General features: G+C 67.0%; 13 protein-coding genes. 6 read left to right on the top strand and 7 right to left on the bottom strand.

The genetic code is table 11. The annotated features are described in order from the left end of the window. Positions 1 to 55 precede the first annotated feature (55 nt). From M8859_RS21615 to M8859_RS21605, 3 genes are read right to left on the bottom strand one after another with little or no spacing between them, the layout of a single operon-like run. Positions 56 to 892 carry a helix-turn-helix domain-containing protein gene (locus M8859_RS21615; protein WP_195070786.1) on the bottom strand — a complete coding sequence of 279 codons (837 nt, stop codon included), beginning with the start codon at positions 890 to 892 and terminating at the stop codon, positions 56 to 58. Beyond that, positions 889 to 1,437, bottom strand: coding sequence for a DUF6879 family protein (locus M8859_RS21610; RefSeq protein WP_195070785.1), 549 nt, complete (start codon positions 1,435 to 1,437; stop codon positions 889 to 891). The genes M8859_RS21615 and M8859_RS21610 overlap by 4 nt, the downstream gene beginning before the upstream one ends. Next, complete coding sequence (locus tag M8859_RS21605; protein WP_159929551.1) at positions 1,437 to 1,721, bottom strand: hypothetical protein; 285 nt, start codon at positions 1,719 to 1,721, stop codon at positions 1,437 to 1,439. The genes M8859_RS21610 and M8859_RS21605 overlap by 1 nt, the downstream gene beginning before the upstream one ends. A 199-nt stretch (positions 1,722 to 1,920) precedes the next feature. Here M8859_RS21605 and M8859_RS21600 point away from each other — a divergent pair, with 199 nt between their 5' ends. Beyond that, positions 1,921 to 2,163, top strand: coding sequence for a MarR family transcriptional regulator (locus tag M8859_RS21600; RefSeq protein WP_159929549.1), 243 nt, complete (start codon positions 1,921 to 1,923; stop codon positions 2,161 to 2,163). 125 nt (positions 2,164 to 2,288) lie between these two features. Here the strand turns inward: M8859_RS21600 and M8859_RS21595 are convergent, their stop codons facing one another. Then, the gene (locus M8859_RS21595; protein ID WP_159929547.1) at positions 2,289 to 3,308 is read right to left on the bottom strand and encodes a helix-turn-helix transcriptional regulator; all 1,020 of its coding nucleotides are present in this window, start codon (positions 3,306 to 3,308) and stop codon (positions 2,289 to 2,291) included. A 62-nt stretch (positions 3,309 to 3,370) separates the two neighbouring features. Here M8859_RS21595 and M8859_RS21590 point away from each other — a divergent pair, with 62 nt between their 5' ends. The 4 genes from M8859_RS21590 to M8859_RS21575 all read left to right on the top strand — a co-directional run bounded on the left by M8859_RS21590 (position 3,371) and on the right by M8859_RS21575 (position 6,663). Continuing rightward, positions 3,371 to 4,528: an epoxide hydrolase family protein gene (locus tag M8859_RS21590; RefSeq protein ID WP_195070783.1), complete on the top strand. Its 1,158-nt coding sequence runs from the start codon at positions 3,371 to 3,373 to the stop codon at positions 4,526 to 4,528. A gap of 64 nt (positions 4,529 to 4,592) precedes the next feature. After that, the gene (locus M8859_RS21585) at positions 4,593 to 5,081 is read left to right on the top strand and encodes a DNA glycosylase AlkZ-like family protein (protein WP_249644780.1); all 489 of its coding nucleotides are present in this window, start codon (positions 4,593 to 4,595) and stop codon (positions 5,079 to 5,081) included. 161 nt (positions 5,082 to 5,242) lie between these two features. Continuing rightward, positions 5,243 to 5,830 carry a TetR/AcrR family transcriptional regulator gene (locus tag M8859_RS21580; RefSeq protein ID WP_308221220.1) on the top strand — a complete coding sequence of 196 codons (588 nt, stop codon included), beginning with the start codon at positions 5,243 to 5,245 and terminating at the stop codon, positions 5,828 to 5,830. After that, positions 5,827 to 6,663, top strand: a complete 837-nt coding sequence (locus M8859_RS21575; protein WP_195070781.1) for an alpha/beta fold hydrolase — start codon at positions 5,827 to 5,829, stop codon at positions 6,661 to 6,663. Before M8859_RS21580 ends, M8859_RS21575 begins: the two co-directional genes overlap by 4 nt. A gap of 157 nt (positions 6,664 to 6,820) precedes the next feature. Here M8859_RS21575 and M8859_RS21570 read toward each other — a convergent pair whose 3' ends face one another. The 3 genes from M8859_RS21570 to M8859_RS21560 all read right to left on the bottom strand — a co-directional run bounded on the left by M8859_RS21570 (position 6,821) and on the right by M8859_RS21560 (position 9,962). Next, on the bottom strand, positions 6,821 to 8,134 hold the full coding sequence (locus tag M8859_RS21570; protein WP_195139738.1) for a S8 family serine peptidase: 1,314 nt from the start codon (positions 8,132 to 8,134) through the stop codon (positions 6,821 to 6,823). Next, a complete protein-coding gene (locus M8859_RS21565; RefSeq protein WP_195070780.1) occupies positions 8,106 to 8,900 on the bottom strand; it encodes an HdeD family acid-resistance protein in 795 nt (264 codons plus the stop codon). The genes M8859_RS21570 and M8859_RS21565 overlap by 29 nt, the downstream gene beginning before the upstream one ends. Before the next feature lie 108 nt (positions 8,901 to 9,008). Next, positions 9,009 to 9,962 (bottom strand): coiled-coil domain-containing protein, encoded by a 954-nt coding sequence (locus tag M8859_RS21560; protein WP_195070779.1) that lies wholly within the window; start codon positions 9,960 to 9,962, stop codon positions 9,009 to 9,011. A gap of 608 nt (positions 9,963 to 10,570) precedes the next feature. Between M8859_RS21560 and M8859_RS21555 the strand changes: the two genes are divergently transcribed. Next, on the top strand, positions 10,571 to 11,542 hold the full coding sequence (locus M8859_RS21555) for a methyltransferase (protein WP_249644779.1): 972 nt from the start codon (positions 10,571 to 10,573) through the stop codon (positions 11,540 to 11,542). The last annotated feature ends 149 nt before the right edge of the window (positions 11,543 to 11,691 follow it).

Below are 11,691 nucleotides of genomic sequence, written 5' to 3'. Positions count from 1 at the left end.
GTGCTGCCGCCGCTGCGCGACAGCGGCGGCATCGCCGTTACCGCGATCGGCGCACCTAGCTTCCGCGGCGGCGTTCCAACGCCTTCGCAATCAGCGACCGGGCGCGATCACCGTACTCGGCTTGGTCGGCGAGGATCGCGAAAGTCTTCTCGTGCACGGCGATCTCCGACGGCCGGGTGATGGTCAGCTCGGCCGAGACCGTCTCGGTCAGCACCTGCGAACGGTCGTAGATGACGAAATTCGTTGCGGGAGCACGGTAGTCGGCGCAGATCGGGATGATGCCCAGCCGCACCCTCGGGTTGGCCATCACCGCGAGCAGGTGGGCCAGTTGCTCGGCCATGACCGCGGAGTCGCCGACCGTTCGCCACAGCGCGGCCTGGTTGACCACGAAGTGGAACCGGTGCTTCGCCCGGAACAGCACCGGCTTGCGGGCCATGCGCGCGGCCACCGCGTCCTCCAAGTCGTCGCGTCCGCCGGTTATGGCGATACAGGCGGTCAGGATCGCGCGCGCATAGGCTTCCGTTTGCAACAGTCCCGGCAACGTATCGGGCGCGTACCAGCGGATCTGCGTGGTCTGCGCCTCCAGGTCGATCGACTGCCGTTGCCTGCGGGCGTGCCCGGAGGCGACAGTGCGTTGCCACTCCAGGTACATCGACTGCAGATTGCGCGCGTTGGCGACCAGATCGTCCAGCACGGCGATATTGCCGCAGGCCTCGCACCACGCGGCGAGGTCCGCTTCCGAGGGCATCTGCTTGCCTCCCTCGATCCGGGAGACCTTGCTCGAATGCCAGCCGCACCTCGCGGCCAGTTCCAGGCCGGTGAGGTGGGCGGCGCGACGCAGTTCGCGCAGGCGCGCACCCAGCACCTCGCGCGCGTCCGACACACCGTTCACTCGTCCACGTGCTCACTCTCGCAGTATCGCTGATGGTCGATGCCTCTAGGCCACAGCCGCTCCCGCACCTGTAGACAGCGGGCGACAAGCGCCGGGTCCGTGGTGATCGACAGGCCCATGAACGCCCCGCTCTCAGCGAAGGTGTTGAAGGCGACCGTGTTCGTGTCGAACAGCCAGTAGTCGTCATGTGGCAGGTCGACGGGGTCGACCAGGTGCCGCGGCAGCCAGCGCACGGCCTCGCCGGTGGCGATGTTGTCGTCGGTCGCCGACAACAGCCAGCGGGTGTAGCCGGTGTGCGGGACCGTCACGACTCGTAGTCGCTCGAGGGTCACCCCGCGAGTGGCTGACTCGACCATCAGAGCATCCCAGGCTTTCCATGACTCGGGCTGTTCGTCTCGTTCGTACGCTACTCCGGCGGCGAAGCGCCGCAATGCTTCCTGTTCGTCCTCCATCACGTAGTCGTCTCGCACCTCCAGATGGAAGGCGCGGGATCGAGCCGCCCGGAAGAGCGGCTCGAAACATCGGGCCCCCACGACGTGCAACATCAGCGCACCACCACGGCGGTCTCGTGACAGTCGAGGGTGAGCTGGGCGAGCAGTTCGGGGTCGGTCACCGGTTCACCGGCCACCAGCACGGAACCACAGGTTCCACTCGCCTCCACCCGTAGCCACATGCCCGGCTCCAGCCAGTCCAACAACTCGTGCGGCACGAGGACCGTCCCCGTGCGGTCGGTGGCATCGCCCTGCACCACTAGCACGCCGGTGTCGGTCGCATACACGGCGGGACAAGCGCCATGGTCGGATCCGGAGCCGAGAAGCCGCAGGTTCATAGCCGATCCTTTGCGAGAGCTGACGGACGATGTCGTGCAATCGTCCCTACCGGAGACGGTGACGGTCAACGCACTTCGCAAAGTCGCGCAAACTCGTGGCGGTGGGAGGGGTGTGGCTTCTACCGTCGATTCGGCAACTCGGGACCCCGCGCGCTGTCGATTCCCCGATTGTCTTTTCCACTCGAGGAGAGGTTTCGACATGATGAGACGACCCAGGACTGCCGCCGATTTCGCGGTGCTGGGTGTGCTTGCGCCAGGCGGATTACTCACCGTCGAGCAACTGGCTCAGCAGGCGCGGCTGACCGCATGGTCGGTGCGCAGCGCTTTGTTACGCCTGCAGTCGCGTGGTCTGATCATGGATTGCCAGCACCGCGGCCGCTGGGCCATCACGCCACGGGGCCGCGGCGAGTGGGCCGCGAAGGGACGCCGATTCACTTTGTGAGCCGGATCGGGTTCGCGGTCAGGATCGTTCACGGTGGCGCAAGTTTTTGGAGGTCAGGACTCGCGTTTCCGCCTCCCGCGGTGTGCCGATGATTTGGTACCGACCCGCCTTCTGCATGGGATGATTCACACGGTTGGTACCCGTGGCGAATGAGCGCCCTCGACCGTTGGGTCTCGCGTCGCCGCGGTGACCGCACGCAGGTAGCGGTTGCCCAAGGTACGCAACAACTCCACCAACTCCGGCGGTCCGCCGACAGTGAAATCGATGCCGTGCATGCCCAACTGCCCGATGTTGAGCGCCAGCGCTTCCGGGGTGTCGGCACCAGTGTGGAGCAGACAGGTGGTGTCGTCGATCGGCTCGACCGTGCCTGCGGCTGGGGGAACGCGGGCGCTGAGGAATTCGGCGGCGGCGTGCACCGTCACCGATGCCTGGAATCGCCAAGCCGCCGCGGACACGCCCCGCGTCACCCGATCGGTGACATCGTGCGGCAGTTCACGGGGTGTGAACCGCGGGCCGGTCGGGGTTTTCGGCGTGATGCGATCCACCCGGAAGGTGCGCCAGTCGCCCCGATCGATGTCGAATGCGACCAGATACCAGCGTCGGCCCCAGTTGATCAGTCGATAGGGCTCGACCACCCGTCGGCTGGCGCCGCGATTGTGGTCGCGGTAGTCGAATCGGAGCCGTTCGTGATCGCGGCATGCGGCCGCGAGGGCGGTCAGAATCTCGGCGTCGACCGTCGGACCTGTGCCGTCTCCCGGTACGACGACGGCAAATGTCTGCAATGAAGAGACCCTGCGCCGCAACCGATTCGGCAGCACCTGCTCGAGCTTGGCGAGCGCCCGCAGTGCGGCCTCCTCGACTCCGGCGACGCCACCGGCCGCGGTGCGCAGGCCGATGGTGACCGCGACGGCCTCCTCGTCGTCGAGCAGCAGTGGTGGCAGGCTGGCGCCAGCGCCGAGCCGGTAGCCGCCCGCCGACCCCCTGGCCGCGTGCACCGGGTAGCCGAGGTGGCGCAGCCGTTCGATGTCGTTGCGCACCGTCCTGGTGCTGACCTCGAGCCGTTCGGCCAGATCCGCACCGTTCCAGTCGCGTGGGATCTGCAACAGCGACAGCAGCCGGAGCAGTCGCGCCGAGGTTTCCAACATTTTCTCAGTCTGCCATTTCTTTAGGAACGGAGTCTTCCTAAAGGCCGCATATCGTTCTGATCATGACATTCGAGAGCACCGCGATCACGCCCTTCCGTAACGATATCCCGCAGGCAGTCCTCGACGATCTGCAGGACCGGCTGGCGCGTGCTCGCTGGGCCGACGAACTGCCTCTGGAGACGGAGGGGAAGACCCAGACCGGGCCGGTCCCGCCTGGTTGGGAGTACGGAGTTCCGCTCGGCTATGTGCAGCGGCTGACCGGCTACTGGCGGGATGGATACGACTGGCGCACATGGGAAGCCGAGCTCAACCGCTATCCGCAGTTCACCACCGAAATCGACGGACAGCCCATCCATTTCCTGCACGTACGTTCGCCCGAAGCTGATGCCACCCCGCTCATCCTTACGCATGGGTGGCCGAATTCGGTGTTCGAGTTTCTCGACCTGATCGAGCCTCTCTCCGATCCCCGTGCGCACGGCGCAGACCCGGCCGAGGCGTTTCACCTGGTGATTCCCTCCCTGCCCGGTTTCGGCTTCTCCGGGCCCACCAGAGAGCAGGGTTGGAACCGCTACCGCACCGCCGCGGCTTGGGCGGAGCTGATGCGGCGACTGGGCTACGACCGCTACGGCGCACACGGCAACGACATCGGCTCGCACGTGTCACCCGAACTGGGCCGAATCGACCCGGACCACATGATCGGGGTGCACGTAACCCAACTGTTCTCATTCCCGTCCGGCGACCCGGCAGAGCTGGCCGACCTGACCGAGGAGGAGCAGGGCTACGTGCGGTATCTGAAGTACTTCGACGACAACATGTCCGGATACGCCCGGCTGCAGGAGAGCGCGCCACAGAGCCTCGCGCACGCGCTGGCCGACTCGCCCACCGGACAGCTCGCCTGGACAGCGCAGTTGCTCGCCTCGACCGACGACGACCATGTCTTGACCAACGCAACGCTGTACTGGCTGACCAACACGGCCGCTTCCGCCGCCCGCTTCTACTACGAGGACCACCATGTCCCGCGCCCGACTCAACCGACGAGCGTGCCCACCGGCCTGGCCAGTTTCGCCTACGACTTCACCGCCCTGCGCCGCTTCGCCGAACGCGACCACAGCAACATCGTGTCCTGGAACGAGTTCGACCGCGGCAGCCACTGGGCCACTCAGGACGCACCCGAGCTCCTGATCGCCGACATCAGACAGTTCTTCAGCGCACTGAAGTGATTCAGCTCGGAATGATCGTCCCCAGGTTGGTGGCGCGCCGTGGTGTGCCACCAACGCCCTGGTTGTGTCGAAAGGGTCTACAGATGACGCAGATACTCAGCCGTCGGGCGCTCAACCGCGCCACTCTCGAGCGGCAGTTGCTGTTGCGCCGCTCCGAGCTGCCGGTCGTCGATGCAGTGCGGCACCTCGTCGGGCTGCAAGCCCAGACCCCACACAGCTGGCACCACCGAGATTTCTCTACGACTTCGACAACCTCTTGCTGTCGCACGCGGACCGCACCCGAGTGATCACCGCCGGGCACGGTAGACAGGGCTACCGCACTCAACGTCCCGCCCCGCAGATCCTACTGGTCGACGGATTCACCGCAGCCGACTGGACGATCCACCGCGACAACGGATCCGCAATACTCACCGTCCGCCTCTACGACCGGCCGTTGTCCCCCGACGACGTGGCCGCCGTCACCATGGAGGCGCAGGCTCTGCTGAGGTTCCTCGACCCCGGCGCCGAGCACCGCGAGGTCCTCCTACTCGGACGACCGCCTCGGGCGACGTAGCAGCTGTCCCGGAACGTCCTGCAGCTCGACACCGTCGACCATTCATTGGCTGAGGTCGCGATGAGACCCTCCGTCGGCGCGGCCATCGCCGAACTGGCGTGATTGGAAACCTAAGGCGACTAGGCTAATGTCTAGGATTAGTAGGTTTTCGGAGGATGCGAATGATGGCACGAGCGGGACTGACTGCCGAGCGGATCACGCTGGCCGCAGCCGATCTCGCCGACGAAATCGGTCTGGACAACGTCACCATGTCGGCGCTGGCCAGGAAGTTCGGCGTCCAAGACGCGAGTTTGTACTCGCACGTCAAGAATCTGCGAGACCTTCGTGCGCGCGTGGCCGTCCTGGCGACGACAGAGAAGACCGACCTCATCGCCGCCGCGATCGCCGGTCGGGCCGGACGCGACGCGCTCACCGCCTACGCCCACGCCTGGCGTGACTACGCGCTTCGCTACCCCGGTCGCTACGCCGCGACCCAGCTTCCCTCCGATCCCGATGTGGCGCGCACCGCGACCGGCGTGCCGCGCGCCATCGAACTGACCTACGGCATGCTGCGCGCCTACGGTCTGGCCGAACCCGACCGGACCGACGCCGTCCGATTGCTGCGCAGCACCTTCCACGGATACAGCGTCCTGGAGGAAACCGGCGGTTTCGGGCACACCCGGTCCACCGCCGAATCGTGGGAACGCATCATCGAGGCCCTGCACGTCACCCTCGAGCAGTGGCCCACCGACAGCAAGGAGCAACAATGAGATCCGGCACGCTGGAAGTTCCCGGGGCCACGCTGTATTACGAGGTGAGCGGTGCCGGGCCGGTGCTGCTGTTGCTGCCCGGCAGCGGAGGCGACGCGGCGGTCTTCGATCCCATCCTCGATCCTCTCGCACGGCACTTCACCGTGGTCACCCTCGACCCACGCGGCTACTCCCGCAGCGTGCTCCATCCCGGCCCACCCGCCGACATCGCCGTAGAGGCGCAAAGCGAGGACGCCCGCCTGCTCCTGCGACATCTCGCGCCTGCCGGCGAAGACGCCTACGTGTTCGGCGGCAGCGGGGGTGCAGTGGTGGCGCTGGACCTGCTCGCCCGGCATCCGCAGCGGCTGCGGCTGGTGATCGCGCACGAACCGCCGTCCTTCGGCGTGCTGCCCGACGCCGCCGAGCACAAAGCGTTCGTCGACGAGGTATACGAACTGTTCGTCACCGACGGTCTCGCCGCCGCGGGAGCGCGTTTCCTCGAAGGGATCGGCGGAGGGGTTGAAATGCCCGATCCCAGCCGACTGTCGCCGCGTGCTGCCGCGATGGTCGAACGTCTGCACGCCAACGCGCCGCGCAACATGGCGCACGAACTACGCACGATCACCTCCTATCTCCCCGACGTGGCGGCCCTCGCGCCGGTGAGCGATCGCCTCGTGCTGGGCGCAGGCCGCGCGAGCAAGGGCAAACTCCCCTACCGCCCGGCCGAGACCCTCGCCGCGCAACTCGGCATCCCCCTGACCGAGTTCCCGGGTGGGCACAGCGGTTTCACCGACGCTCCCGCCGAGTTCGTCCAAGTGCTGCTCGAACGGCTGCTGGCGGCGCGGGTGAGCTGACTACGCCGTGATAGCGGCCCGGTGACCCGACGTCGCCACTTGTCGGCTCCCTGGCATGGCGTTTTCGTCTGGTGAAACTATGCCTCTAGACAATTCCACCCAGCGGAATCGGCGCAGCGCGATGTAGGTCAGCCCCTCGGCTGCGTGGTTCCTGCGCCTACCGCGGCAGGATCATCGACTTCAGATCCGGTAGGTTGCCGATGCGCTGTGTCGCGGGCCGTCCCGGCGCGTCCGTTTGCGGCGAACCGGTTTCGCGTAGCCTGGCACGCACCTCGGCGGGCGTTTTGCGCCCGGCCGCGGCCGCGCTCATCGCTTGGTAACTCGTGACCGCGCCGACGACGATCGGGGACGCGCTCGAGGTTCCGCTGAACACGTCGGTGTACCAGATGTCCTCGTCGGGGCCGCCCTGGAGATCGCCGTACCCGGTGGTGGCGACTTCCAGACCCCACCCCTGAACATCGACTCGCTCTCCGTAGTTGGAGAATTCCAATCGGGAGCGAGCCGGGCCGTGATCGCGGCCGTGGAATCCAGGTGGGGGTGCGCCCGCTCCGACGATGATCGCCCCGGAGTCGACCTCCCCGCCGCGCAACGGATTGCGCCACGTGCTCGGGAACTCCGTGGGAGGGGTGTCGTAGACGGCGTCGTCGAGGTCCTCGCCGCCGTTCCCGGCCGCCTCCACCACGATGATGCCTTTGCCGACGGCATACCGGATCGCCGCCAAGTCGTCGGGCCACCATTCGATCGCGATGTAACCGCGCTGATCCGGCCGGTTGGCGAAGGCGAAACGCGGTCCGGGACGGTGCAGTTCGAGCAGGATCACATCACCGGTATTCAGCGCGTCCGCGGCCGAGCGGATCGCGGACGCCGAGCCCGATCCGAAGATCGACACCGCGCGGATGTAGGCCTCGGGCACGATGCCGGTGATCCCATAGGCGTTCACGTCGGCGCTGATCACCCCGGCGACGGCGGTGCCGTGGTCGCGCCAGCCACGATCCGGTGAGGGACTGCCACCGATCACACCGCCTTGATTGACCTGCAGGTCCTCGTGGGTGAATCGCCACGCGCCCTCGATGTCCACCACCCGCACGTCGGTCCCGCGGCCACCCCGCACCGTCCAGGCCCACCGGGCGTCGATGCCTTGGGGGGCGGCGTCGAGATACCCCTGCCGCGTGGCGAAGTCGGGGGTCACCGGCGGCGCCTCGGCAGCCGAGCGGCCGGTTCTCACCACCGCACCTTCCGGTGCGATGGGCGGTTCGGCGGGTGGCTTCACGTATGCCGCCGCCACGTCGTCGACGGCCCGCAACCGCGCGGCCAGCTCGTCGAGGTCGTCGGTGACGCCGCGGACGAAGTAGTAATGGAGATATTCCGCGCCGGTCCCCAGGTGCGGGGTTCCGGTGAGCCTGCGCTCCAATCGATTCGCGGGCCCGAAGATCCGCACCAGTTCACCGTCGTCGGGGAGTAATTCGTTCAAGCGTGCTTGGACGCTGCGACTGTCGCTCAAGGCTGTCGGCGTGATCGCGGCGTCGGCGCCTCGGGTGACCACGATCAGCTCTGCGGGCGATCGTAGCTCGGAATGCTGGGATGCCATGTCGCCCAGTCAACCTGGAGAGCACGCGGCTCGCCACCGGATGCGCAGTCGCGGTCAGCCATCCAGGCGCACGGTCGGCGTCAGCCCCGGCACCGTCACCGCGCTGCGCCTGGGGGCCGGCGGCGAAGAGGGCCTCCATCGCCCCGATCGCGAGCAGGCACGCCCCGGTCGCCCAGCCGAGCGCGTCCAGCGAGTCGAACGGCAGAACCCCGACCAGCACGCCGAGTGCGAGCGTGAGCAGGCCGAACAGCTCTTGTCGCGCGCGGCCGGGCAGATCGTCGGCCCAAACCGCCACGGTGGCATGACAGATCCCGCGAATCGTCCACGCCAGCCCGATCCAGAACGACAGCAGCAACGTCGAACCACCCGCGAAGCACAGCATCGCCAGCAGGGCCGACAATCCGCCGCTGATCAGCACAAGCACCCGCAGTGGGGTGACCAGGCGCGCGCCGACCGCCACGACCAGCTGGACAACGCCGTTGAGCAACAGGTAGCCGCCGGACAGCAGTTCCGCTGTCGACAGCGACTTGTGCGGCCACACCGCTAGGACCACACCCATGATCATCGAGCAGGCACCGGCCACCAGTACCGTCTGCCGGGCTGCCCCGGCCAGTGGTTCCGTACGCCCTTCTACCTCGGTTTCGGGCATAGCTACATGATATGACCGCAGCTACGGTCATGGCTTGATCGCCTGGCCGAACTCTCCTCTCCATCGGATCATTTGCCGGGTGTCCGGTCCGGGCGCACCGTCGACAGGTCAAGCCTCGTCGCGCCGAGGGGCTTCGGTATCGGCTGATCTGCGCCGAGTTTCGGCGAGGAGTTCGTCCAGTTGCGCTTCGGCGCGTTCGGCGCGAGCGAGAGTTTGAGCGCGGGCCTCATCGAGCGCTTCGTGTCGCTGGGCGGCTTCGGCGCGCACCTTTTCGACGGCCGTGGCGGCTTCGGCGCGGGCGGAGGCGAGTTCGGCCGCCGCGGTGCGACGGGTCTCGGCGAGTTCGACGCGGACGGCATCGAGTTCGGCGCGGACTCTGCGCCATTCGGCGCGCGCTTCCTCGGCGGCCTCGGCTCGTTCGGTGGCGGCTTGTTCGGCGCGCTCGGTGGCGCGCTCGGCGTCGGCCGCGCGCTGCGCGGCGACGTCGCGCTCGGTGTGCGCGGCCGCGACACGCGCCGCCGCTTCCCGCTGAGCCTGGGCGATCTCGGTCTCGGCGCGGCGCTGCGCGCGCTGCACTTCGTCCGCCGCTTGCTGTTCGATGCGTTCGATCTGCTCGGCGGACTCGCGGCGCACGGCGCGAATCTCTGCTTCGGCGTCGCTGCGGGCGGCGAACACGTCGTCGGCGGCCTGCTTGGTGACGCGTTCGAGCTCGCGCAGCGCGTCGTCGCGGGCCGAATTCGCCGTGGCGATCAGCGCTTCGGCCTGTTCGGCGGCGCCGGCGGCATCGTCGGCGGCGGATTCGGCGAGTTGTCTGGCCTCCTGTGCCTCCCGCCGCGCCTGCTCGGCCGCGACGGCCGCACCCTCGGCCTCGGCGATCCGCCGTGCCGCGTCCACCTGCACCGCCTGCACTTGAGCTTCGGCGGTCGCCGGGTCGGCCAGCGTGGCCAGCTCCGCGACGGCGGCGTTCAGCGTGGAGTTGAGCTGCTCGGCGAGTCCCCGGAACTGGGTGAGCAGCTCATCGGCCCGCAACCGCGCGGCGGTCACCGGCCCCGGTTGCGTCACAGTGACGGCAGCGGTCGCCGCTTCCGACTCCTGTTGTTGCCGTTGTCGTTCGCGCCATGCCCGCCATCTCGTGTGATCGGGGCGGTCACAGTACTCCGACGGGCGACCGGGCCCTGCTACTCGCGTGATGGGTCGGGAACATCCCGGATAGTTGCATACGTTCGACACGACGAAATCGTAGCGTTTGTTTCGTAAAATATGACGTATCTATACGAAACGAAATCTTCCACGGCCTCGATGGCCGACGAACGACCGCTCCTGGTCTGACCGCCGATAAGTGAACCTTATCGGAGGTCAGGGCGGGTAGTCCGAATCCACTCTCAGTCGAACCAATTCGTTTAGTAGCGTCAAGTGTGACGAAACTAAATCCCAACGGAAGTCACGAAAAACTGGGTACCCTCGACGTTGCAGTCGCTTCTCGGGCGATCTGGTGGTGCTCTCATGTATGTCGCGGACAGAAGCCGCTGGCACCGACTGCAGCCGGACCAGCGGACACCAGGGCCAAGCCCCATCAGCACCACCAGTTGCGGAGCAGGACCGATTTGCGATTGACATACCTGCCACAGTGAATCTTCGTGAGACACAACGACACCGACACACTTCGTCGCATGGCTGGTCTGGCGACGCCGATGGCTCTGCGGGTCGCAGTGACCCTGGGCCTGCCGGACCGGCTCCGCGGGGACGGCGCCGCCGCCGATCAGCTCGCGGCCGAACTCGACGTTTCACCTGTCGCGCTCGATCTGTTGCTGCGCCACCTCACCACCCTCGGGGTAGTCGAGCGAATATCGACCGACTACCGGACTACCGAGTTCGGGGCGAACCTATGCGCCGATGCGGGCGATGGCTTCACCAACATCCTCCTGCCCCTGGATTCCGCTGCCGGCCGCGCCGAATTGGCGTTTGTCGAACTCGCTCACAGCATCGCCACCGGCAAAGCGGCCTACCCACGTCGTTACGGGCAGGACTTCTGGGCCGACCTCACCGGCCACCCTCACCTCCGTGAGTCGTTCGACCGGCAGATGACCGTGCGGTTGCGAGAGCAGATTCCGCAGGTCGTCGCTGGTTTCGATTGGTCACGGTTCTCCACCATCGTCGATGTGGGCAGTGGCCACGGCACCCTGCTCACCGCGATCCTGGCCGCTCATCCTGGGATACACGGCCATCTCATCGATCTCGCACCAACTGCGGCCCACGCCGGGCATGCGTTCAGAGCTCACGACCTCGAGGATCGCACCGTGGTGACCGCAGGCAGCTTCTTCGACCCGCTCCCGGCAGGGGCGGATGCCTATTTGCTGTTCGACATCCTCCACAACTGGGACGACGAGCACGTCCATCACATCCTGGACCGGTGCGTCGAGGCCGCCTACCCGGACGGGCGCATCCTGGTGATCGAAGCAGTCGGAGAGCTCGACGCCGACAGCGAGATGGATTTGATCATGCTGGTGCACTACGGCGGCCGCCAGCGCCGGATCGACGAGTTCACCACGCTAGCCGCTTCACATGGACTGGTCCTCGGCACTGTGACCGCTCTGACCGACCAACGCCGGCTTCTCGAATTCCAACTGGCCGCCAGCCGGTGAGACCCGTCGAGCACCCTCTCCGAGGGCGATCAGCAGACATCAGGACACCTCCGTTCGAGCAGTGATCTGTCGGAGACTCGAGTGATCTGCCCTGGCCGTGACGAGTTCTCGGATGTCTGCGCGCGAAAACCGGAGGTGACGAAACGACT

This window comes from Nocardia sputi, from assembly GCF_023501985.1.
Note: the sequence above shows the minus strand (reverse complement) of the source record. Positions and strands in the feature narration are given on the sequence as shown.

Excerpts from the sequence above, each read along its gene's own strand:
- M8859_RS21565 (WP_195070780.1), bottom strand. The coding sequence starts at position 8,900 with ATGCCCGAAACCGAGGTAGAAGGGCGTACGGAACCACTGGCCGGGGCA.
- M8859_RS21590 (WP_195070783.1), top strand. The coding sequence starts at position 3,371 with ATGACATTCGAGAGCACCGCGATCACGCCCTTCCGTAACGATATCCCG.
- M8859_RS21600 (WP_159929549.1), top strand. The coding sequence starts at position 1,921 with ATGATGAGACGACCCAGGACTGCCGCCGATTTCGCGGTGCTGGGTGTG.
- M8859_RS21605 (WP_159929551.1), bottom strand. The coding sequence starts at position 1,721 with ATGAACCTGCGGCTTCTCGGCTCCGGATCCGACCATGGCGCTTGTCCC.
- M8859_RS21580 (WP_308221220.1), top strand. The coding sequence starts at position 5,243 with ATGATGGCACGAGCGGGACTGACTGCCGAGCGGATCACGCTGGCCGCA.
- M8859_RS21610 (WP_195070785.1), bottom strand. The coding sequence starts at position 1,437 with ATGTTGCACGTCGTGGGGGCCCGATGTTTCGAGCCGCTCTTCCGGGCG.
- M8859_RS21575 (WP_195070781.1), top strand. The coding sequence starts at position 5,827 with ATGAGATCCGGCACGCTGGAAGTTCCCGGGGCCACGCTGTATTACGAG.
- M8859_RS21555 (WP_249644779.1), top strand. The coding sequence starts at position 10,571 with ATGGCTGGTCTGGCGACGCCGATGGCTCTGCGGGTCGCAGTGACCCTG.
- M8859_RS21595 (WP_159929547.1), bottom strand. The coding sequence starts at position 3,308 with ATGTTGGAAACCTCGGCGCGACTGCTCCGGCTGCTGTCGCTGTTGCAG.